The organism is Pedobacter duraquae, from assembly GCF_004362245.1.
In the GTDB taxonomy this organism is placed as follows: domain Bacteria; phylum Bacteroidota; class Bacteroidia; order Sphingobacteriales; family Sphingobacteriaceae; genus Pedobacter; species Pedobacter duraquae.
Genome location: NZ_SNWM01000002.1, coordinates 251,474 through 275,813 on the forward strand (window position 1 = coordinate 251,474; position 24,340 = coordinate 275,813).

17 protein-coding genes are annotated in these 24,340 nt (G+C 42.2%); 7 read left to right on the forward strand and 10 right to left on the reverse strand.

What is annotated here, in order from left to right; translation table 11 throughout:
• The first annotated feature begins 145 nt into the window (after window positions 1-145).
• Window positions 146-2,974: an ATP-binding protein gene (locus CLV32_RS07180; RefSeq protein WP_133553936.1), complete on the forward strand. Its 2,829-nt coding sequence runs from the start codon at window positions 146-148 to the stop codon at window positions 2,972-2,974.
• Between the two features lie 95 nt (window positions 2,975-3,069).
• Window positions 3,070-3,513 (forward strand): NAD(+)--rifampin ADP-ribosyltransferase, encoded by a 444-nt coding sequence (gene arr / locus CLV32_RS07185; protein WP_133553938.1) that lies wholly within the window; start codon window positions 3,070-3,072, stop codon window positions 3,511-3,513.
• Window positions 3,514-3,557: 44 nt separating this feature from the next.
• On the opposite strand, the gene CLV32_RS07190 is transcribed toward arr, so the two are convergent.
• From CLV32_RS07190 to CLV32_RS07200, 3 genes are all read right to left on the reverse strand, one after another.
• A complete protein-coding gene (locus CLV32_RS07190; RefSeq protein ID WP_166641903.1) occupies window positions 3,558-5,897 on the reverse strand; it encodes an outer membrane beta-barrel family protein in 2,340 nt (779 codons plus the stop codon).
• 171 nt (window positions 5,898-6,068) lie between these two features.
• Window positions 6,069-7,178 (reverse strand): energy transducer TonB, encoded by a 1,110-nt coding sequence (locus tag CLV32_RS07195; RefSeq protein ID WP_133553943.1) that lies wholly within the window; start codon window positions 7,176-7,178, stop codon window positions 6,069-6,071.
• Window positions 7,179-7,182: 4 nt separating this feature from the next.
• Window positions 7,183-7,551, reverse strand: a complete 369-nt coding sequence (locus CLV32_RS07200) for a BlaI/MecI/CopY family transcriptional regulator (RefSeq protein WP_133553945.1) — start codon at window positions 7,549-7,551, stop codon at window positions 7,183-7,185.
• A gap of 426 nt (window positions 7,552-7,977) precedes the next feature.
• Between CLV32_RS07200 and CLV32_RS07205 the strand changes: the two genes are divergently transcribed.
• Both CLV32_RS07205 and CLV32_RS07210 read left to right on the forward strand, forming a co-directional pair.
• Window positions 7,978-9,075, forward strand: a complete 1,098-nt coding sequence (locus CLV32_RS07205; RefSeq protein ID WP_133553947.1) for an acyltransferase family protein — start codon at window positions 7,978-7,980, stop codon at window positions 9,073-9,075.
• A 211-nt stretch (window positions 9,076-9,286) separates the two neighbouring features.
• Entirely contained in the window at window positions 9,287-9,796 is a 510-nt protein-coding gene (locus CLV32_RS07210) for a hypothetical protein (protein ID WP_133553949.1), read from the forward strand.
• Between the two features lie 79 nt (window positions 9,797-9,875).
• Here CLV32_RS07210 and CLV32_RS07215 read toward each other — a convergent pair whose 3' ends face one another.
• Window positions 9,876-11,723, reverse strand: coding sequence for a glycoside hydrolase family 127 protein (locus tag CLV32_RS07215; protein WP_133553951.1), 1,848 nt, complete (start codon window positions 11,721-11,723; stop codon window positions 9,876-9,878).
• Window positions 11,724-11,967: 244 nt separating this feature from the next.
• Here CLV32_RS07215 and CLV32_RS07220 point away from each other — a divergent pair, with 244 nt between their 5' ends.
• Together CLV32_RS07220 and CLV32_RS07225 are read left to right on the forward strand one after the other, a co-directional pair.
• Complete coding sequence (locus tag CLV32_RS07220; protein WP_133553953.1) at window positions 11,968-13,476, forward strand: hypothetical protein; 1,509 nt, start codon at window positions 11,968-11,970, stop codon at window positions 13,474-13,476.
• Window positions 13,477-14,090: 614 nt separating this feature from the next.
• Entirely contained in the window at window positions 14,091-14,813 is a 723-nt protein-coding gene (locus CLV32_RS07225) for a class I SAM-dependent methyltransferase (RefSeq protein WP_133553955.1), read from the forward strand.
• A 152-nt stretch (window positions 14,814-14,965) separates the two neighbouring features.
• On the opposite strand, the gene CLV32_RS07230 is transcribed toward CLV32_RS07225, so the two are convergent.
• Both CLV32_RS07230 and CLV32_RS07235 read right to left on the reverse strand, forming a co-directional pair.
• On the reverse strand, window positions 14,966-15,484 hold the full coding sequence (locus CLV32_RS07230; RefSeq protein WP_133553957.1) for a MaoC family dehydratase: 519 nt from the start codon (window positions 15,482-15,484) through the stop codon (window positions 14,966-14,968).
• 90 nt (window positions 15,485-15,574) lie between these two features.
• Complete coding sequence (locus CLV32_RS07235) at window positions 15,575-16,348, reverse strand: alpha/beta fold hydrolase (RefSeq protein ID WP_133553959.1); 774 nt, start codon at window positions 16,346-16,348, stop codon at window positions 15,575-15,577.
• 266 nt (window positions 16,349-16,614) lie between these two features.
• Here CLV32_RS07235 and CLV32_RS07240 point away from each other — a divergent pair, with 266 nt between their 5' ends.
• The gene (locus CLV32_RS07240) at window positions 16,615-17,517 is read left to right on the forward strand and encodes a hypothetical protein (protein WP_133553961.1); all 903 of its coding nucleotides are present in this window, start codon (window positions 16,615-16,617) and stop codon (window positions 17,515-17,517) included.
• Window positions 17,518-17,575: 58 nt separating this feature from the next.
• Here CLV32_RS07240 and CLV32_RS07245 read toward each other — a convergent pair whose 3' ends face one another.
• From CLV32_RS07245 to CLV32_RS07260, 4 genes are all read right to left on the reverse strand, one after another.
• On the reverse strand, window positions 17,576-19,225 hold the full coding sequence (locus CLV32_RS07245; protein WP_133553963.1) for a ribulokinase: 1,650 nt from the start codon (window positions 19,223-19,225) through the stop codon (window positions 17,576-17,578).
• Window positions 19,222-20,847, reverse strand: a complete 1,626-nt coding sequence (locus CLV32_RS07250) for a fucose isomerase (RefSeq protein WP_133553965.1) — start codon at window positions 20,845-20,847, stop codon at window positions 19,222-19,224. The genes CLV32_RS07245 and CLV32_RS07250 overlap by 4 nt, the downstream gene beginning before the upstream one ends.
• Window positions 20,848-20,970: 123 nt before the next feature.
• Complete coding sequence (locus tag CLV32_RS07255) at window positions 20,971-21,750, reverse strand: HpcH/HpaI aldolase family protein (RefSeq protein ID WP_133553967.1); 780 nt, start codon at window positions 21,748-21,750, stop codon at window positions 20,971-20,973.
• Window positions 21,751-21,766: 16 nt separating this feature from the next.
• The gene (locus tag CLV32_RS07260) at window positions 21,767-24,205 is read right to left on the reverse strand and encodes a hypothetical protein (protein WP_133553969.1); all 2,439 of its coding nucleotides are present in this window, start codon (window positions 24,203-24,205) and stop codon (window positions 21,767-21,769) included.
• Window positions 24,206-24,340 lie beyond the last annotated feature (135 nt).

Here is a 24,340-nt window from a genome sequence, read left to right on the forward strand (position 1 = left end):
GCATGAATTGATCAGCTTCCTCAATCCGAAAACCTGATTTCCGCTGAAATGGAATGATTTTAAAAGTAATTTTCATATTTTTTCGATTGATATTTTAGTCAACGGATGTTTAAACGTATTTTCAACCACTATACTAAAATTCATCATGCTACGCCAGATCCCTGTATTGAAATTGATTGCTGTTTTTATGCTGGCGCTGTCATGCACCACTGTGTTTGCACAACAAAATGAAACAGCAGCCCTCCTAAATAAATACAGGCAGATTAAGAATGCTGATTCCGCCGACAATTACGCCAGGCAGCTTACAGCTATTGCCAAAAAAACGCACAACAAGATATTTGAAGCCCAGGTGCTTTTTGCACAATCCTACAAGGCGTACATCACCGGCGACGAGATTAGGGCGATGGATTTAGCATATCAAGCCAATAAAATAGTTTCTGTAAAAGATCCGGCAACCTATACCCGGTCGGCTATTATGGTTGCCAACCTGCTCGGTCGCCGTGGTCGAAATCCAGAAGCTATGAAGGCCGCCTTTACCATTTTACGAAAAACAGATGCCCAAAACTGGCAACGGGAAAGCCTTGCCTGCCTTATTTCCATTGGCAACCTTTACCGCTCTATCGGTGATCCTTTTAAAGGACGGCCTTATGCCCTGCAGGCGATGAAGGAATCGCAAGCCCTAAAGGATACCACGATGTATCTGGCATCGCTAAACCTCCTTTGCAGCATTTATTCCTATACTTCTATCGAAACCCCTGCTTATAATAAAATAGCTTTGGCGTATCAGGAGGCCATATTTAAACCTGAATATGTAGCAACCATGTCGGCCTACGATAAAGCGAATTATTTAAGCAACCTTGGACGGATCTACAGAAAGATAGACAGGTTTGATACTGCCAAAATTGTGCTGAAGCAATCGGTAGCAATCTCAACCCGGGAGAACTTTTTGGCAGTAAAGAAACATTCTCTGAATGAGCTGATGACGATTGAGATAGACCAGCACCATTATCAAGCCGGTATTGATTATGCCCAACAAGTGCTCGCCGCCCAGCCCGAGGCACAAAGTAACCGGATACAAACCAGGGATATCTATTGGCAGTTGTCCAATGCCTATTGGGGAGTTGGTAATTATAAAATGGCTTTTGAATATAAATCAAGATACATTGATCTTAAAGACAGCCTGAACGACCTTAACAAAGACCGTGTGGCAACGGAGTTGGCCGAGAAATATAAAGCTGATAAGCGTTTACTATTAGCAGCCAACCAAAAAAGAGAGGCAACGCTGCAACGGGATCTTATCATAGCGATCGCTATTATTTTGCTATTGGCAAGTATCGCCACTTTTAGATGGTTTGCCAGCAAAAAGAAGCGAGAAAATGCGGTGCTTAACGAGCGGCACCGCCAGCTTGCGCAACTGGACACTTTAAAGACCCGCTTTTTTGCCAACATAAGCCATGAACTACGCACACCGCTTACACTGATAATGGGGCCTACCGAGCAGTTGTTAAATAAAGCACCGATTGACGAACAGCAACAGCAAACCTATTTGCAGGCAGTTTTCAGGAATAGTAAAAAGCTACTCAACCTGGTCGACGAGCTGCTCGACCTTGGCAAAATAGAAGCCGACACCTTATTAGTAAAATTAAAACCGGTAGATATTGCCTGGTTTGTCAACGTAATTTACCAGGGCTTTGCTTCGGCAGCAGCCTATAAAAACATTGCATTTACACTTTTAAACAATATAGCTCAGGATTCATTTGTGCAGCTCGACGCTGATAAGTTTGAGAAAATTGTCAATAACCTCTTAAGCAATGCTATCAAATTTACCCAGCTCAACGGTTCGGTACATGTTATTGCGGCTATAAATGATGGCCTGATTGAGCTGACTGTTATGGATAACGGAAAAGGTATTCCTGATGATGAGCTGCCTTTAATATTTAACCGCTACTACCAGGGTAACCGTGGTGTAGCAGAAGGCGGTACTGGAATTGGCCTGGCTATCGCGCTTGAATTTAGCGAACTGATGGGCGGCACTATTACGGTGAAAAGTAACCCGGGACGTGGCTCCACCTTTAAACTTTCGCTGCCCGAGATTCCTGCACCTGCTGAAACAGCGACTGAAAAGTTATCAATCGTCACACCAAACACAGAAGAAATAGCAGGTGGTGAGGCTGAAAAACTGATTCTACTGGTAGAAGATCATCATGAAATGGCACAATATATAAGCTCTATCCTCAAGCCATACTACAGGATAGTTACAGCACACAACGGGCAGGAGGCGCTTGATCAACTTAAATTGATGAGTACGTTGCCCGATTTGATTGTATCTGACGTGATGATGCCAGAAATGGATGGTTTTACCTTACTTAAACACATTAAACAGGATGCTGTGCTTTGCAGGGTACCTATAATTATGCTTACCGCACTTGGTGATAGCCAGAATAAACTAAGGGCGCTAAACATCGGGGTAGACGATTACCTCACTAAGCCATTTGTAAGTGGAGAATTGCTGGCCCGTGCCACTAACCTGATTGGCAACGCCACGCAACGATTAAGCTTAACTGCCACTGATGAGCAGGAGCTTGTCGAGCTGAGTTCTCAGGAGCCAGCCAGTGCCGACAATGAACCAGTAGCTGAAACGTCATATGTGTCGCCTTCCGATTTGCTATGGCTTACTAGCCTGGAGACAACCGTACGCAAGTACATAGGAAAATCTCTTTTGAACGTAGCCATTTTAAGCGACGATATGGCCTTAAGTGAACGACAGCTTTTCAGAAGGATTAAACAGACAACAGGCCTTACGCCCAATATGTATATCCGCAACATCCGTCTGCAAATTGCCCGCGAAGCCATCGAAAGCGGCCGTTACCGGACTATATCGGAAATATCATATATAGCCGGATTTGAAACACCTGCCTATTTCAGCAAGCTTTTCAAGGAGCAATATGGCCGCGATGTAACTGAACTTTTGTAGGTAAGCATAATTTGTATTTGCAAATTATGCTTACCTTTCTTCTGATAATCCTCATTTGGACGGACGCTTGGACTGAAATTTAATAAGGACAACACATGGAATCAAACAAAAGCGAAATTAGACCTATTCATAATCAAAGTCCCTTTGCTCAGACCTACTTCCATGGAACAAAAGCGGATCTCAAAATTGGTGATTTTATCCAGGTGGGCAACAACTCAAACTTCGGACAAAGAAAAACTGCCAAATACATTTTCCTAACAGCAACCTTAGATGCTGCCATTTGGGGCGCCGAACTCGCCTACGGAGAAGGCCGTGAGAGAATTTATCTGGTGGAGCCAACAGGGGAAATTGCGGACGATCCTGATTTGACAGATAGAAAATTCCCCGGTAATCCAACAATGTCTTATCGGTCAATACATCCATTTAAAGTTGTTGGAGAAGTAACCGTCTGGCAAGGGCACGAACCAGCAATGGTAAAGTCCATGAAAGACGGATTACAGAAACTGAAGGACGAAGGTATTAATTCGTTAAATGATTAGCCTTATAATTTCGGCTGTGAGCCAACAAACAACCAAGCAATCAATTAATTTTCATTCACTGCACTACGCTTCTTCTCTTCCTCGGCGCCATTATTTTTCTTCCCATTTTTTATGGTACCACCGAAACTGTAACTGAGATTAAGCTTCGCCATTCTCGTTTCAAACGTGTTTTGCCAGGTCTGCTGCACAGATCCGCTGTTTTGCTGGTAGAAATTCTTGTACGATTTAAAAATATCCATCACGTTAAGCTGAACAGAGGCACGCTTATTCAGGAACTGTTGGCGAATACCGGCTGTCAGGTAGGCAAATGGCTGGGTAGTGATCGTCCGCTCCATACTTTTCCCGCGATAGTTAAAAAGTAACATCAATGAAAAACGCTTCGTTATAGAAAAACTATGATAGGACGTGGCAGAAAGACTGGCAATACCATCACTCTGCAATATCATTCCATTAAATTCACCTTTGAAAGAACGTTTAGACAAATTGGCACTTGTACTGGTATACCACCATGGAAGTACCTGCTTGCCATACATGGCCTGCAGCGTAACGTAGCTTGAATAATCTGCGTTGCCCGGTAATGTGGTTAATATGTCTTCCCCTGTAGGAACTGTTATACTCGTAAAATCATCCTTGGCGTAGCTGTAAGTTACCCCCAAAAACAATGCATTTTTATAGCCATACCATAAATCTGCGTTATAGGCGATAAGTGGTTGAAGCGCCGGATTTCCAGCCTGCAAATTATTACTATTGATGATGCGTACAAGCGGATTTAAACTTTCATAACCCGGACGCTCAATCCTTTTGTTTACTCCTAAACTTAAAGAGTTACTTGGATTAAGCTTGTAATCTAAATGCAGGGATGGGAATGGCTGTAAGTAATGCCTGGTAAAACTACTGGCTCCAAATTGCTGTTCGCCCTGCCCATGAGTGTATTCTCCCCTGATGCCCAGTTGATAAGAAAGTTTTTTGCCCGTATGGTCATAGGTTAAGTAAAGCGCCGAAATCAATTCTTTGTAGTTAAAAACATCAGTCTGCTGACTGCTCAAATCTTTGTAGAAATTGGTGTTCCCTGAATTTACATAACTTGTTTTCATGCCCATTTCAAATTGGCTGCCGTTCTTTAGCGGATGCGTATAATCTGTTTTGATTGCGTACACATCGAATACCCGATCCTGAGATACTGTGCTTGGCAAATCTGAAAACGGGCTAAGCACAATGTTTCGGTTGTCCTGGTCATTGTAGTTTCCGGAGCGATAATAATCGAGATCGATGGTAAGTTCCCGTCCGGCGGTGTCTAACTGATGCTGTAGTCGCAATCCCGAAGACAAATTATTGGCCTTGATACCAACTATGTTGACAAATTCAGATCCGCTGCCAGGATTTTCTCCAGCGTTTAGGCTAATTTTAGAAAAGGCATCGCGCGTTAAAGACTGAAAGCCGGGTCTTATCGACGCCGATAATGTAGTTCGTTTGGACAGATAAAAATCCGCGCCTAGATTGGGTGTGTAATTGGCGCTTGTTCTGGTGCTTTGAATATCAGAAACAGACCGACGGACAGATGACCCAGCGGTACTTAACATGGAGACGATATAACTATCATTGAAATACTTGTTGTAGTTATAATCCATATTTAGCAAAACGTTGTATGACTTTCCTTTATAATTGAGGTTAATCCCACCATTTGCTTTTCCAAATGTGCCTTTTCCCCCGCCAGCATATGCGTTCCCATTTAACCCTGCGCTGTAATTACGCTTTCTAATGATGTTGATTATTGCACCATTCCCAGCAGCATCATACTTAGCGGAAGGCTGGGCGATGAGTTCAACCTTTTGAATTGCAGATGAAGACATCCCCTTCAACATGCCAGACAGGGCCTCGGCAGAAAGCGTGGTCGCTTTGCCATCAACATAAATCTGTACAGACTTTCCATTCAGGCTGATCCGGTCGTCCGGTGTCACCGTTACCCCGGGAAGCTGATTCATTACATCTAAAATAGGTGCCCCTGCCCCCATCCCATTCAGATTCACGACAAGCTTATCTGCTTTTCGCTCAACAAAGGGAAGCGGCGCAGAAATAGTAACAGTTGCCAGTTCTGTAGTAATTGGATGAAGTGAGATAGCACCTAAAGCATGGCTTTGCGCTTCAGAGACAGCAAAGGGTTTTGACTTAAGCGTGGTATAGCCCATCATCTTAAACTCGATAAAATATTTCCCCGCCGGAACTTCAAATAGGAAATGGCCTGAAATATCAGCCAATACAACCTTCACCCTACTGGAATCCTGAACTTTTTTTAAACTCACCTGGACAAATGGAAGCATCGAACGGTTTTCATCGATCACGTCGCCCGTAACCACTCCATTTTTTTGTTGGGCATTAACAGCCATAGAAATGATAGATAAGCAGAAACTTAAGAAAAAAAGAAGGTAGAATTTAGTACTAACGGTGCGCATGAGATATGGATTAAATGAGTTAATCCAAACATACAACTATTACATTAGTTTTACAACTAATCTTTTAGCTATAACATCTAATTAATTAGATGTTCACTTATGTTTTTACTTATTTTCGGCAAAGTTTATACCCATCTGATAGGATGATCTTACAGGCTCTCCGTTCAATATAGCCGGTTCCCATTTCGGACTACCGCCTACTATTCTTAACGCCTCAAGATCGCTCGCCTTATCTAAACCATTCTCTATCTTCACATGACTAACCATACCGTCTGTTTCCACAATGAAACTAACTTTAACTTTACCGCGCTTATCCGACACTTTTTGAGCTGCTTTAACCAAATACCTGCTGAATGCTTCAAACCCACCTGGAAAGTTAGCCGCTTTGTCCAATTTTATGTTGCCGCGACTAAAATCAGCACTTCCAAAAGAGCAAAACAACAATAATGTAATAATCATCGGAAGTGTCAACACATATTTCCATAACCGGGAGCTATTTGATTTTTTGCGTTGTAACATCCCTATTCTTTCTTCTAATAGATTATTATTAAAAAAACTATTCGACAACATTGGAGAAGCACTGAAATTGTGTAAAAAAAGGGTCATTGCATATTGCTTTTTACTTCCAGCCAGCTTCGCCGCCTGTTCATCAGCTAGAAATTCGTGAATACATACAAGACATTTTCGGTAATAATAAATTACAGGGTTGAACCAGAAAAACACCTTCATCATTTCCAGCAACAGGATATCTAAGGTGTGATACTGTCTGACATGAACATTTTCATGTGCATCAATAATTTCGAAATTTTCAATATCGGTATCAATTACCTTTGTTTTCCAAAAGGAAAATGCACTTCCTTTTTTAACTAATTTAAGCACGTTTCTAGTCCCATAAATTTTAACCGAGAGAATAATGGCATTAATTATCACCCCGATCCAATAAATAACAACCACTGGATTGATATGCTCGGCGCCCAATAATAGCCCCTTGCCATCAGGAATGACTGATAATGTGGACACGACCAAATCTATCTTTGGAAGTGCAAAAAGAAAAGACAAATCCAAAGTGGGAATCAACACAGACAAGAAAATAGACGAAAGCAGATAAACTCTGTTCACAAAGAAAAATGTCTCGCGTTGCAGCAGCAGTTTATAAAAAAGATATAAAACAGTCAATGAAATACCCGACAAGAAAAAGTACAGCATCAGATTCATAGCGCTAATCTTTAATATTATCAATCATTTTAAGTAACTGCTCTGCGTCTTTGAGATCAATTTTCTTTTCCTGAACAAAAAATGAAAACATATCCTGGACAGAATTGGAAAAATAGTTACCCAGAAACTTATCTGCTTCATGCCGCATATATTCTTCCTTGCTAATCAGCGGATAATAGCGATGTGTTTTACCAAAAGCCTCAAAACCAAGCACCCCCTTACTTTCCAAAATCCTGATAATCGTTGAAACTGTACTATATGCTGGCTTCGGATCAGGAAGCTCGTTGATAATTTCCTTAACGAAAGCTTTTTCTAATTTCCAGAGCACTTGCATAAGCTGACCTTCAACCTTGGTTAAATCTTTTATTTCCATAATTTTTTCGCTTCCCCTAATATCAGCTAAAAAATTAGTTATCTCAACTAAAAACATCTTTTTAACACGCCAGACCTTTCCCTGTACACATTTTCTACCTAATAGACCTCAATGAAAGAATTTTTATACATTTCAACACGTCTTCATCGATCAGAAGATGAAAACACAAACCTCAACTTATCGTTCGGTAGAATAAATTTGGAAGATCTATAGCTATAATGCTGACCATACGGTAAAACTAAACATAAAGTGCCCTTTACTGAAAAAGTCCAAGACTTTGCCATAGTTTTAATTAGTTGTAAACTTTCGTGTTTGACAAATTATTAAAACTATTTAAGTTTCCATTGCATACCAACACTTTGATAAGACGATTTATTTGCTTTCTTTGCGCCAGATTTATTAGCCAGAGTTGTATATTTAATTAAAATGCATTTAAAATATTATAAAGAGTTAGACGGTGTACGTGGCTTCGCCGCCTTAATGGTTATATTTTTTCACATTGCCCAAGATACCGATAACTCTTCCTTATTACTCAAATTCCTTCATAAACCAGGAAGTTTCGGGCAAACCGGCGTAACGCTGTTTTTCGTGCTTTCCGGATTTCTAATCACCCGAATCTTACTGGAAGCAAAATTAACTGGCAACTATTTTTCAAATTTTTACATTCGGCGGAGCCTAAGGATTTTTCCTCTCTATTATCTGGGATTAATCGTTTATTTGGTCGCTCAACCTTATTTTGTTAACGGACATACAACTAAATTCCAACACAACTGGTACTACTGGGTATATCTTCAAAACATTGCTCAGACTTTTAACTGGGACATTAAAGGGCCTAGTCACTTCTGGAGTTTAGCAGTGGAAGAACATTTTTACCTGGTTTGGCCTATAATTGTCTATTACACAGCTAACAAAAATTTATTAAAAGTACTTGTAATAATTTTCGTTGTCAGCATGCTAACGAAAATTGGGTTAAGTCATTACGGCTACGGCAGTTTCTATTTTACTTTTACTAACATGGACTGCCTTGGATTTGGTGCTTTTGCCGCACTAAACCATATATATAAATGGATAAACGTAAAACATCTTTTATATTTAGCGCCAACAGCCCTTGTTCTCTTAGTTGTAAACTGGTGGGTCTTGGGAGGACAAGGCAACAATAATATTTACGTTTTTAAATTGCCATTAATTTCTCTGTTATACATGATGATGATCATTCTTTTAACAGAGAAGGACACCATCTTGAACGGATTCTTTAGACTCAAATTTCTTAGATTCACGGGTAAAATCAGCTATGGGTTATATGTTTATCATCCTCTATGTATTGGTTTCGCAATGAGTCACTTTAAAACTAATGATTTTGTTTTCACTTTTATTCTAATCATTACATCGACTTATCTACTATCTTATTTAAGTTATTATAGCTTTGAAATTTGGTTTATAAAACTTAAAGATCGCTTCACTAAAGTTCAGTTGGTTCATAACCCTAACCTCCCCGAAAATAACACAAGTATACAATCACATTAATCCAACCTTTCCATTGACAATTAACCTTTTGTTAATTTGTTAACTTCTTCTACTCATATCCACTTACGTTTAATACGATCAACCCGGGAAAATGATAGATGTTTTTCCTACCGATTTATACATTAATACAAGATAAATTTCCGAACTTGAAGCAGTATTATGGCACAACAACCGCATGAAATTCTTCGCATCATTGCTAAATGAGTTATTGATGGAACATCAACTATTATTCACCGAAAAACAACGCTTTAATCAATGGTGGCTCTGGCTTATCCTGTTAGCCGTAAATGGAGTTGCACTGTATAGCATGTATAATAATGGGGCAATGCAACAGTCATCTGGAAACATCCAGACCTGGCTCTCTCTTGGAATTCCGTTGCTGGTAACAGTTTTGATTTTTACAGCTAAACTGGAAACCCGGATCACTCAAGACGGAATTTATGTTCGTTTTTTTCCCTTCCATCTTACTTTCAGGCAATACACCTGGGATAAAATCCAAAATCTATCCCTCAGAAAATATAGTCCAATTATGGAATATGGCGGATGGGGAATCCGATATTCAGGGAATGGGTGGGCTTTCAATACGACGGGAAACATGGGATTACAACTTGAATTCCCTGACAATAAAAAGTTACTGATCGGAACAAAAAAAGCAGATGATATGAAGCGCGTACTTGAAAAAATGAGTCACGTGATCTATACCAGGTATAACCAAAATTAACTGAACACGTATTTCCATGCATCTTACTCAGGTGATTACGTGTTCAGTTAAAAGGATAAATTGTATGTAGAAACCTTGATTATCTCGCGTCAACCGAGGCAGGGATCCAGACTGTAGAACCAGCTCCGGTTTGACTTGCATCAGAATAAGGCACTAAGGTTAATTGAGATTTTACTCCATTTTTTGTTGTTACTGACAATTGATAAACCTGACTACCTACCCAATCAGCGGGAAGTTTTCCTTGATTGACTAATATTGGTGTCTTGCTAACCATATAACTGCTCCCCTCCCCTTTATTCAGCGAATCATCAAATGCTAAAAGTTGCGGTCCGCGTTTGATCGCGATTTCGTTGGGATAGCTTTTGCCTCCAGGCAATACATGAACAGGGATATTGAAAGTAACGGCGATCTTATCACCCGCTTTCCAGGTCCTGGAGATGTTAACTACGTCATCTGCTATGCCAGAGTAGGCCTTGCCATTTACAGTTGCCTTAAATGCTGTTGCCCACATTGGTACCCTAAGTTGAATAGCAAAGCTGGCTGGTTTCGGTACATCAACCAGAATGTCGGCAACACCGGCTTGCGGAAATTTACTTTGAATCTTGAGTCCAAGGCGCATTTGCTGGTTATCTACCAGGATATGATCTTCTATATCTGCTGATTCATAGAAAAATACAGTTGGCTTATTTCTGAGATGTCCATAATTTAGGTAAGGGATCAGTGATATACCCCTCGGCACACTGGATAGGCAACACGTAATGTGACAACGGTAAGGTTTAACGCCAACCAGTGGGGTGTAATAACTTACGCAACCTGTAGATGGATTTTCTGCCGCCAGCAAATGGTTATAAACGGATTTTTCGACCTCGTTAAAATATTTCATGTCGCCGGTTGCCGCGAACATCTGCATACCAAACTGAACCCAGGTTGTTGTTACACAGCCCTCGCCCATATGTGCAGCAGTGTCGGCGGATAATTCAAAATCATCTTTAAAACGTTCGTGATCACTGGTTGTTCCAGAAACGAAAAGCCTTTTGTTGGCAATATCATCAAAGGCGATTTTCGAAGCGGTAAACAGTTCAGGCTCTCCGGTAACACGGTAAAGCTTAATGACGCCTACCAGGTTTGAAAGCATTTCATAAGCCTTGCCATTTGCTACTTTATTTACCTGTTTATGGGTCAGTAACGAATTAATGATCGCCGGCCCACCCTGATGGTTATAGGCAGAGATGATGTAATGGCAAAAATCAAGATATTTTTTATCACCAGTCCAGCGGTACAGGTCAACCATCGGGTCAATTACCGAAGTAGCGGCCATTCCAACATGTGATCCGGCTTTGATAATATCCTTTTGACCGGGGTTATCTCCAAAGGTCCGACACAGCAGATTGCCAATTTTTACTGCAGCATCGTAAAACTTGCGGTCGCCGCTAACGCGGTAATACGCCAGCAAACCCACCAGGTTGTATTTATGCGACCAAACATCCCATGATGTCCAGTAATTTTCTGGCAGATACGTACCAAGATATCCGTCGGGAAGCTGGGTAGACACCAATGTATTGGCTATCCGGTCCATCTGCTTTTTTAAGGCTTCGTCTTTAGTTATTTCCCAGGTATTTGCCGCAGCCTCTAAATATTTACCCACGTGCTCACCAATCCATCGGTGCTTACCCGGTCTGTGTGTAAAGCCGTCTAAAAGTCCAGCTTCATCTATTTTAAGTAATCTGTTTTTTAGGTTTTCTGTATAACGGTCACCCAGATAACCTTTTAAGGTATTTTGAGCAGGTAGCTGGATATCCCAGATAGTTGGAGTGATCTCCTTAACTACCGGTTGTACTTTAACGCGGGCATCCTGTGCCCAGGCCGGCACGATGAACATCAGGCAAAATGCCAAAACGGCAAATGTTGGGTAAAAAGTTCGTTTCATAATATTTGGTTAGGTACCGGTTTACATGCTGCATTTTCGATCCTTTAAGTACCACAATGGCTCCGGTCAGGATAAAGTCTAGTCTTGCTGATGTATTACCGCTGATCCAAACTTAATCGGAAATGCGATCTCCACCATGCCTTATTTTCATCATCTCATGAATCGTAATAGTCAGATAATTTAGTAAATTAAGCCGGTAAAACTGACTATCAACACATTATATATTTTGATTCCTCTTTAGTTCATGAAAAGCACATTGAAACACAACCTGAAAAAACTGCTATTATCACTGTCAGGTTCAGAACGAAAACACTTTAAAAATAAATATAATGCTCAGGGAGCAAATAAAGATTACATGAATCTATTTGATTTGATGTTTGAGTCGGGAAAAAGCGCTAACCCTGATGATATTGAGCTTTTATTCAAATTGAAATATCCCGAAAAATCATTTGACAATACCGCATCCTACTTATACAAAGTCTTAACTGATATGCTGGTTCAGATGCGGATTGATCACGACGACTGGTTTTATAGTCAACATTGCCTGATGAAAGCAAAGCTTTGTTTTGAGCGCGAAATACCTGAAAGGGGGTTGGCGGAACTGGACAAAATAAAAATTCTTGCCAAAGACAGAGCGGATCACCTAATGTATTATGCCGCTACCAGAATGGAGCTCAGCCATATTTCTGAAAATGGTTTTCCCGATACCACAGAACAAGAACTTGTAAGCATGCAGATGAGAATGAAACAGAACCTGCAGAATTTAAGACAAACACATGAACATTATTCTTTATTCGAACTCTTAAACTACCGGATGCTTACCCAAAGCAACCACAGCGGAGATCAGCAGGATAAAAAATTAAATGATTTACTTCTGAGTGAACTGGGCATAATTACAAGGGGTAATAAACAATCTTTTGAATCCAAAAAGTTGCACCTTTTGTTTCAGGCATTCTTCCTGAGTCGCACGGGAGACTATAATTCTGCGCTAAAGATTTTCAAGTCACTGAATCTTCTATTTGAACAACACACACAACTGTGGTCTTGCCCACCCTACGATTACCTGGCTGCATTAGATGGAATTCTGGACAGCTTACGCAGTATCAGGTTATATGCAGAAATGGCTTTTTTTATTGATAAAATTCAAGTCTTAAGCAACAGCAGTTATTCTGATCATTTTACCCAGACTTGCAGACAAACTTTCCTTATTTACACACTAAATTCAGCCCTGGGAAACAGTGATTATGATCAGGCATTGGCTGTAATCAAAACCAATAAGTCGTACCTTCCGAAGGTCAAACAAATGGTTCATGGCCACAAGCAATTGGAACTGATTTTTTTCATCGCAGTAAGTTATTTTCGAAATAAAGACCTACAATCAGCTAGTAAGTATATTTCGATTGGTCTTTCACAGGATAAGCAAGGCTCAACGCAAATCATTTATCGGGTATCCAGATTGTTTCGTATGCTGATACATTTTGAAATGGGCAATATCGATTATTTAGAATATGAGATGCGTACTTTTAAAAGACTGTTCACAAAAACGGAGAAGTTTTTCCAATTGGAACGCCTGTTATTCCATATATTTTCAAATACCCATAAGCCATACAGCAGCATCAAGAACCGGTCGATCTGGAAAAAGTACCAGGAACTGAGGAGCAAATTTGCAGAAAATCCTCCAGAACAAGAGTTATTAAAATATTTTGATTTTTTAAGTTGGTCAGATGCCATTACCAAATCGCAAAAGAAATAAACATGCTCCCCAGGTCCAGGAAGCATGTTTATCCGATTAAGCACCTGTCCGAAATAGAACTGGACAACCTACTCATATGTCAACGAACGTTTGCAACGCCGTCCCGGCTGATTGCCCGGTTTGTCGACTACACAAATCAATAAATCTAATTTGCAACTAATCACCACAAAACCAGCGCATCCACGCATGGTTGATAAAGGTGTTTTCCTTTATTTTTTTGGTGTCAATCGTATCATAAAGATCGCTATTCAGAAAATCCTGAAACAGTTTCGGGGGGTGTCTGACCCCCCATAAAAATCATCAAAACCAGTGTTCCTGATGGTATAAAGGCCAAAAAAGAAATTTTCAGAAAAAAATAAATCTGCCTTTAAAGTGCTTTAACGGCTACCGGGCCAAACCATTGTTTGCACAATGTATCACCCCCACACTAAAAACATCATAAAGGCGCTTTTCGAAAGTTATACTTGGAACAGCACCGTAATCCAATGTCGCCCGCAATGGAAATCAACCTGGTACGGGCAATTGGAGCTGTATAAAATATATTTTATTTGCAATCATTTCAAATTGCGATTTATATACCTATTTTAAAGATTTTGGCAGAAACAGACAACATCATGAGAGAATTACAAAGATTTGATATGATACAGGCATGTATCAATGAAATTAAAAAAAGAAAAAAAAAGGTTAATTACCTAGAAATTGGAGTTGAAACTGGCTTTTGCTTTTTCATGATCAAATCAACCCTTAAACTTGCTGTAGATCCTAACTTCACCATCAAAAATTTTAACAAAATCAAAGCCTATGTACGCAACCCACACAATTTCAATAACAAATTTTTTGAGCTTACCAGTGATCGTTTTTTTGAAGAGCAACATGAATATCTCAAAAAAATAGGCGGTTTGGATGTAGTGTTTATCGATGGCCTTCATCTATCCGAACAAGTGATTAAGGATATCAACAACGCGTTGATGAACCTGAACGACGGCGGGTTTATTTTGTTACATGACTGTAATCCCATAAATGAAACATCTGCAATCCGGGCGCATCACAAATTTGAGGTGTATCGGATGAACCTTCCTGATTATAACGGCATTTGGAATGGAGACGTATGGAAGGCATTAGTAGAACTTCGGGCAACCCGGAAAGATATCAACGTAAAGGTGTTCGATACAGATCAGGGTATTGGAATGGTTACCAAAGAAATACCTGAAAACAATATCCAACTCACACAGGCCGAGCTGGAAAAATTATCGTATGTCGATTTAGAAAAAAATCGTGTTGACTTACTTAATCTTAAGTCGCCTGCTGAGTTTAGTAAATACATCCGCCAAAATTGATCTTTTCATTCGCCACGCTCCTTCTAAACATTCCTTGTTAAAAAGAATTTAGCTGTTGTTATTCGTGTAGCCTGCTTTGATGGGGATGAAGTAAAACAGACAGCCCTGCTGTAAGATACAGCAAGGCCTCTGCAGAGCGCCAGGTTATAAACCTAGCTTTTTGTTTTTAGCAGGTACTTGTGCTCTCCCGAAAGCACCAATTCACCTCTTTGGTTATATACTGTAGCAGCAGTAGTTACCGTTCCGGTACCACCATGGTCAGTAAGGTCGGTAATTTCCAGCCCTGGATATAACGTGTCTCCACTATGCACCTCCTTCAAAAACTTACAGGATTGTTCAGTAAAAGCTATAAAGACTTCTCCGATAACATGTGGAAACATCGTAGCACCGGGAGCTGTAAAGGCAAGTACCTGCAGCCCGTGTACCACGGGAGCAGAATGACCATGTCTGGCCGCCCAAACGGCATCATAGTGTACAGGATGGTTATCGCATGACACGGTTTGAAACGCCGCTGAATGTGCATCGGTCAGCGTACGACTTGGCGCACGAAAAATTTCACCAATTTTCAAATCTTCAAAAGTTCTCGCCGGTGTAATTAGAAATTCCTCGGGGTTAAATGATCCGGGAACGTTTGCCGCAGCCGGACTGTTGGTTGTGTTTACTGCATTCATATTTTTAGGGATAAATGTATTATGATCATTTTTTCAAAAATGTATCTCTTTCTATCTGGCAAGCAACATAGCCAGTTCGATTTACTAAAGCTATTTTCCTTTTGCAGCATCTTCAATAACTGCAGCCACTTCTTTAGGGCTGGTCATAAATAAAGTATGACCGCCCTTGATATGTGTAACTTTAGCATTTGCGCGTTTGTACATCGTATCTTCCAACCCCATATCAATAGTTTCGTCGTTTGATGGTTTTACAGCATATACTGGTTTACTTTTCCATGCCGGTACTGTAATTTTATCGGTAAAAGATTTTACAGTCAATGGGATCTGAGAATCATACATGAAATCAGATTTCTCTTTAGTCTGCCCATTGGCAAAAGTTTCCTGAAAAGTAGCTTTACCCAGGTAAACATTGCCCTGAGCATCGGGAGCAAGAATCCCTTTAGGCGCTGTTGCAACCGTATTAACCAGCGCAAGCGTGGATTCACCACCATCCGGAACAAAAGCAGCTACATAAACCAGACTGGCTACCTTATCAGAATTTCCTGCTTCAGTAATTACGGTACCACCCCATGAGTGACCTACCAATACAGCCGGGCCATCCTGACGATCCAATGCAAATTTAGTTGCAGCCACGTCTTCTGCCAGAGAGCTTGTTGGATTTTGCACCAAAGTCACTTTATAACCGTCTTTCACTAAAATGTTATGTACAGCCTCCCAACCTGATGCATCAGCAAATGCACCATGTACAATGACGATATTTTTAACCGGAGCTTTTTGTTGTGCAATTGCACTTCCTGAACCTAAGATAGCTGTAAGTAAAACTGAAGCACCTAGTGCGTAGTTTAAAGTTTTTGTTGTTTTCATATTCTTTGTGTTTTATATGGCATGGTATAGACAAAGAAGTTGCCACCAAACAATCAACTGACATACAGGAAGATAACTAAATAAAGACAAAACTTAATTGCTTTATATCGCGGATTTACGAATCTTTTCAAAATTGATCAACCCCAACCAGGCAAATCAACACGCATAGCGGAAAAGCTTAGCACAGAATTTACCGGCACGCTCATACAATGCTAACCTTAACTAAACATTCCGCTAACGACTGGGGCATACCTTAGTCAAAAAAAATGAAAATTTTAAAGGGTGCATTATTACTCACATTGCTAAATGCAGGGCTAAGCTACGCGCAGGAACTTAAATTACCTGCTAGAGATCCTGAAGTTCTAAAAACAAAATTCCAGTTTGATTACTGGGGTAAACTGGAACTTTCCGGTATCGTACGTAGTAAATCAGATAAAAACGTATTCTGGGTGCACAATGACTCCGCAGATTTGCCGAGGGTGTTTGCTATCGACAGCTTGGGGCAGTTTTACCAATCTGCACGTTACCGCAATTACGAGGGTATTACCATCGCCGGTGCTACTAACGTAGACTGGGAAGATATTACCATGGATAATAAAGGTAATCTTGTCATTGCCGATGTAGGGAACAACTACAACGATCGTAAAGACCTGGTATTGTATGTCGTACCTGAGCCTTCACCCATCGCCAGCAATACCACCTTTCTGAAAAAACTCTTTTTGAAGTATCCTGATCAAAAAACATTCACAGATAAAAAAGATTTCAATTACGACTGTGAAGCGGTATTTTTTGCTGATGGACGCTTCCAGATGTTATCCAAAGATCGTGCTGACACCTTTACCCGTCACTACCGCATGGACACTGAAAGAACCGATGAGGTTAATACCTTAACACTGCTTGATCAATTTAATATCGGCGGAAAAGTCACTGCTGCTGATGCATCTGAAGATGGGAACAGGCTCGTCGTAATTACTTACACCGCTATCTGGATGTTTGAACGTACCAGCCCTACAGGAAGCTATTTTAATGGAAATATCTGGTGGCTTCCGGTTAAAGCACCGCAGATAGAATCGGTTTGTTTTAAAGATGATAAAACACTTTGGTTACTCGATGAAGAAGCCGCTGCTTTATTTGAAGTTCCGGTGAGTAAGCTCATTAAGGTGAAATAATAACACGAGATAAGCAGTTCCGTAACAAAGGGATGGAACTGCTTATCTAAAACACCGATCAGCTTTCCATAGCTAAACCTAGTTTGACGTATTTCTGATAAAGCACCTCGTAAACCGAGACTTTATCCGCTTGTGGATAATATGTTGCGTCGAACCCAGAAGAGATTGTTTTTTGAGCCTCAGCAACATTTTCATATAAGCCACTTACTGTTGCCGCAAACATGGTAGCACCCAGTGCACATGCCTGATCGCTTTTAACAACCAAAATTTCTATATTCAACACATTAGCCAGGGTCTGCATTACAAATGGCGACTTTTTGGCAATCCCACCCAGCGCAATTACCCGCTCAATAGGTACTCCCTCTTTTTCAAACTGATCTACGATAGCTTTTGAACCAAAAGCAGTAGCTTCCACAAGTGCTTTAAAAATATGTGCTGCGCCGATACCAAGCTGCAAACCGTAGATCGCTGCCTTTAAACCCAGGTCGGTATCTGGAGTTCGCCGCCCATTAATCCAGTCTGTCGCTACTACATCCTGAACTGTAAGTGGCAACAGCGCAGCCTTCTTAGACAGTGCCGGCAAAATCTCGGAAGAAACCCTGGCAAGTTCTTTTGCAGGTAAATAATCTGCTAACAATTCCCTTAGTGGGAATTCTAAGAGTTCCCGAAACCAGCTATATACATCTCCGAATGCCGATTGGCCGGCTTCCATGCCCAACATACCTGGCATAATTGATCCATCAACCTGCCCACAAATACCTTTAATAAATGCCCGTTCATATTGGGCATTCGGCGCGGTAAGCATGTCGCATGTCGAAGTTCCCATTACCTTAACCAATGAGAAGGGAGTAATTGCAGATCCTACAGCACCAAAATGCGCATCCAATGCACCTACACCAATAACAACCTGCTCTGGCAGCCCAAGGCGCTCGGCCCAATAGGACGATAACCTACCTGCAGCCTCGTCAGAGGTATACGTTTCTGTATATAACCGGTCACGCAAACCGGCAAGTGCCGGATGCAATGTAGTTAAAAATGACTCAGACGGTAGTCCCCCGAAATCGTTATGCCACATTGCCTTATGCCCCGCAGCACACCTGCTCCTTTTCCATTTCCGGGGATCGGAATTTCCAGTTAGCAATGCCGGCATCCAGTCGCAATGCTCAGCCCAGGAATAGGCAGCCTGTGCAACATCAGCATCGGTTTTTATCGTATGTAATATTTTCGACCAGAACCATTCCGGCGAATAAACGCCACCTGAATATTGGGTGTAGTCGGTCTCCCAACTATGCGCAAGGCTGTTAATTTCTTCAGCTTCCAAAGCAGCAGTATGATCCTTCCACAAAATTACCATAGCATTTGGATTTTCAGCAAACGCTGGACTTAAAGCCAGAGGACGGCCATTGTCATCCAGAGCAACAGGCGACGATCCGGTGGTATCGATGGATAAACCGACTACCCCTGATGCGATCTGAGGCCCTACTTTTGCCAATACTGATTTGATAGTGATTTCCATCCCTTCTTCGAAATCTAGTGGATGCTGCCTGAACTGCGACAATGCCGCATCGCAGTACAATCCCTGTTTCCATCTCGTGTAAAAATGAACCGCACTCTCTACCTCCACCCCTGTTAGCGCATCAACAAGTAATGCCCTAACGGAATCTGTTCCAAAGTCGAGTCCGATTACATATTTCAGATGCCCGCTCATGCTTCCAGTTTAACATCACCACAAAAATGTACATCAATCCCAAGCTCAGCCAAAGCCGCCGCCTTGATCCTTGCTGCCTGCTGAGCAAGCGCGTCATTGGTAGCATATACAACATGAATATGATTTGCCTTATGCTGTGCCATCAACTGATCACGGTTTACGCCATGCAACACCGCATGCATAATCGGCCATTGTGGATTGGTTATAGACCATCTTCTTTGGGTTTCTTTTTGAGGTAGCAACACCACCTCTCCAACGCCAATATCGCAGTGCAGACTGTCATTCATTATATATATCCTGCTCCAAACAATTGGCCCGGGTTTACTAACGCCTTTTAACGTACCTCCGCCTTTTGGAAAAAACATTGGCGGCTGCCGGTCACTACTTGCACCACGGTAACCATCAATAAAATGAGCCGGCGGGGCAGCACCGGAAATGAGAAATACCCAGACATAAGCATCTACACCCGCTCCTATAAAATGCTCCCCCCAACGGATATCGTGGAGTGTGTTTTCAGGTTCCATACCCAGCTCATTCCATAGTTTGTAAGTAATCAAAGCGTCTAAACCTGCACATTCATCGACTTCATTGAAATGTGGTAAAGCCTCGCCAGCATAAAGTTCACGCCCATCAGCACTAAAAACCGGTGGCCGCTCTCTGTTATTTAAGAGCCCTTCAACCAGGTCACTGGCTGCGGTAAGGTCTTTAAGTCCTTGTTGATATTGGATGCCAATGGTATCACAGCCAAAATCATCTGCTATCCTTAGCGCAGCGATATACATTTTACATTGCTCCAATACCTGTGCCCTGGTCAGGTCACTGGCATGCGTTTCTCCAAAATTAAAAGTCATGCCGCGCTTAATCAGCCATTCCAAAACAGCCATCGCTTCAGCATCCGGCACGCCCAGCATTTTAGCATACAATGCCGACTGGCTCAGCCTTTCCTTAAAAACTCCCGTGGCATGCAACAGATCATCGGGCATAATCGCGTTGAACATGCCCATACACCCTTCATCGAAGATTCCCATGATGGCTTTATGTCCCCTGAATTGCTGCGCAAAGACCTTTCCTTTTTCAGCTTCTGCCGAGGGTACCTGAACTGTTTTATAATCTTTTACATGACTTAAATCATGGGTTACTTTGCCTGATGCAAGCCATTCTGTGAGCCCATTTACAAAGAAATCATCTTCAAAGTCCTGACTCCACAAAGAACTATAGTTTGTGTTGGCTTTTGTTAAAGAGCCATTGAGATTCAATAAGCCTACAAGCCCCGGCCATTGTCCGCTCCAATTGGCAACAGTCAGTATAGGCCCACGGTGGGTGGTCAAACCTGCAAGTACATGGTGACTGTATTGCCACAGTCCCTCTGCTACTACTAACGGGGCATCAGGGTCAATAGATCTGAATACCTCCATGCCCATTTTCTGGGAATCAATAAGGCCGTGTTTCTTTATGGGATCGTAGCCATGCGCTCTGCTGACCGTCCAGCCTTGCTTTGCAATGGCCTTAGTCAGTAAGGTCTCTAATTCTTCCTGGGCTGCCCAGCAGTCCTGATTCGCAGCAATCCGCAGATCCCCGCTTGCAATCAATGTGATTTGTTTTTGACTCGTGCTATTTGACATAATTGATATTTGGTGTTTGAGAAAAAAGCTAGCGCTCTACACAAATATCAATCCTTACCGCAGATGTTTTCTGCCGGTTTTTATCTACTTAATGTAGCATCTTATCAAAATCCAAAATCTGGCTCAGCCAAAACTGCGCAAGCTTTGCAGCGCTTCCCGGGAGGCATCCTTAAAAAACTTGGTATCGTAGCTGTAGGTGATGAACCGCATCCCTTCAGCCCGCCATTTCTTAACGTCGTCCAGGTTATTTAGATGTATACCAGGAGCCACACCGTAAATATCGCATTGCCTGATTACTTCTCTAAAAGCAGACTCCATTCTCGGATGATGTATCTGCCCAGGTATTCCCATGTCATCGCTCAGATCTGCAGGCCCAATCATTATAGCATCTACACCCGGCGTAGCGACGATATCAACCAGATTAGCCATTCCCTCTTCGCTTTCAATCTGCACTACCGTCATCAGTTCCTCATTTGCCCAGGTAGTATATATTTCGATATCGTAATCTCTGAAAAGTGTTACAGTGCTGGATATGCTTACTCCCCGTTTCCCCAAAGGTGCATACTTGGTTGACCGGATAATACGTTCCGTTTCCTCCCTTGTCTTTACCTGTGGTAACACCAGCCCCTCTGCACCAATATCCAGCATCTGCGCCATCTGGTGGTATAATTTGTCAGGCACACGAACAAACAGGGCCATCTCCTCATATTTGGCCAGCGCACAGAAATTGCCTAATGTCTCATAGTCATAGTCATTATGCTCGGTATCCAGCAGAACATAATCCCAGCCTTCCGAAGCACACATGGGCACAGCCTGCGGCGATTTCAAAATGCGAAGCATGGTTCCGAAACAGGCCTCTCCATTCTTTAACTTCTGCTTAACCTTACTGATTTTTAAATTCATAACACATTTTATAAGATCAATTTACACGCATCAGCCATACTTCGGCAATCTGTACACCACGACCGCTTCCACCAAGCCCTAATGGCCTGTTCCACTTTAACTTTAGCGAACCACCCTGGGTAGCCACAGCTGGAATCTCAAATTCCTGAGGTTGAAAATCCATAGCTTTTGCTTTCATCGGTTGAATCTCAATACCTTCATTGGCAACCAAGCGGATGTCTGACTTAGCCTCCGGACCATAGACGACTTTCAACTTATAGTGCGCCGATTTATCCAATGAAGGGTAAAATAATTCCAGCGGATAGTCATGCAACGTTTCCGCAAAAGTGCTGGAAGACACTTTAGACTCATGATCCTGAACGCGCACCACCATGCCATCCATTGGTGCTTTTAAATAGGCAGGGTCATCAGCATATGCCGAGCCCATTACCAGATGGGGCTGGGCTCCTGGCTTTCCCAGGTCATCATAAAAACCACCCGGACCTGGATTTGTCCAGTTTAAAATTGCTTCAATCCGCTTGAGTCTTTCCTGCTCCGTTTTTAAGCCAGAAATCTCATCAAAGCGTTTTCTCAGCCATGGGGCATCATTTAGCGGAAAATCTATAAGATCAAGGTTGGCTCCGCGATGTACGGCAATTGCCTGATAGCGCGCAACACTCAGCTGCATATGTATGCTTTGGAAAAGTGCTTCAGCCAGTTCAAACACCCTGGCCCGGGTTTCTGAAGCATATAAAGGTGCCGGTTTTTCCAGTGCCACCCGGGCATCTGCCAGCGCTGCTAGGCTTCCCGTAGCACTGGCCCTACTCAGAATTTCTAATGCTTTTTGCTCCTGCGCTGTTTCTTGTATTAATCTGGACTGGTTTGTTGCGTCGTAATAAGCTCTGTATAAGGCTTGCTGGAAACGCCAGTTTTGCAGGCGTGCAGGTGTTGCCGATCGTTCCATATCCTGAAACTGCGACAGCGTTGTCCGTACCTGGGTATTCTGCGCCAGAGAACCACGCCAGTTCTGTTCAAGTCCCTTAAGTCCTTGTGCAAAGGATTCGCGGAGTTCGGATCCTATAAAGTATCCACTATATTCCCGCAAAATATCCGTCACATCGGCATTCGGGTCCCAGCCCAGCCCGCTCCAAATAATCTTATTCACATCGTCATTACATCCTTCGGAATACGTAAGAAAGCCATAGCTGGCAACCGGTTGTAAGCGTTTAAAAATCAACGCCTGATCAATAGGCCTGGGATTGATAGGCTCCCGGTTCAGTGTTGCAATGGATGCAAAGTCCCATTCTGGAACCGGATATTGCGCTCTCCAGGAATGCGTTATATCAGGATAAAAACGCAGTTTATAGCGCGCGGGTAGGTTAGCTCGCAAATCATCCAGGCTTTCGCTTTGCTGGGGTCCGAACACTACGCCCTCAAGCCACTCCGGCTCTGTTTTAATCACTTTATAAAAATCTGCCAGCCATGTTGAGCCGAAACCTTGTGGAGACATCCACATCTTAGCTTCCGGATGAAGCTTTTTTAACTGTGCCGTCTGTTTTTCAAGCATGGGAAAGAAATCCTTCGGCGGCGTATGCCCCGGATCTCCTCCGGGTACAAATACAGCATCTACGCGCGGTAATTGTTCTAATACCGCGCCCCATTCCTTAATTGCCCGGTCTACGGTCGCTTTATCCCCATAATCTTTCTCCATTGCCGGGTACCATACCCAGCATGCAATGCCATATTCTTTTGCCAGCCTCGACATTTCGATCATCATCTTCATCGGTGGTATAGGGAAATGCGGACTATCTGCATCATCATCCGATACCGGTGGGATCAGTTCGATCGCATTGGTGCCAAAAATGACAAGATCACGGATATATTGCTCCCATATAGAGACCGACCAGCCGTCATAAGAATTTGTTTTCGGACGATAACCTAACTGATGCCCCCTCAATGCATATACTGGCGCAGAATTGACGTCAATTTTTGAGGCAACAGTAACTGCGCCCCAGGTATAGTCCATCATTCGCAACAGCTTTCCCGCGCCAAACAGTACCCCTCGGGCATCATTTCCGGCAATCACAATTACATCCTCTGAATAACTGACAATCCTAAATCCTTCAGGCTTTTCTGAACCATTCCCAAGCACTTTAGCTAACGAAGGATATGCCGATATCAGCGCTTTACGCTGCCCCAGAATTACTGCCTTTTGCCCCTTTGCTGGAATTGTAGTACGCGTCTGCCAGCGAATACGGCTCCGTTTTTCTACTTCATCAAGGAGCATTTCTGATGCTTTAATTTCAGGCCCGCTCATCCCTGGTGCCAGGACAAGCAAAGCCGTATTCAGGTTCACCTGTCCGACAGGTGCCAATATAGTAGTATGCGCTATCGGTAAAGTTGTATTTGCTTTTACTTTACTCAACGTAAACAGCACCATCAACAGGAAAATCGATTTTTTAGAGATCAGCATCATATTTGGTTTAGGTTTATTGCAGGTTATGAGACAGCCATGATAACAAATATCACCGATATCCACCCAGTTTTATTGCAGCTTTTTATCCAGTTTCTATAGCATATTAGCATCTGGTAACATTTCTCTTTCAATACC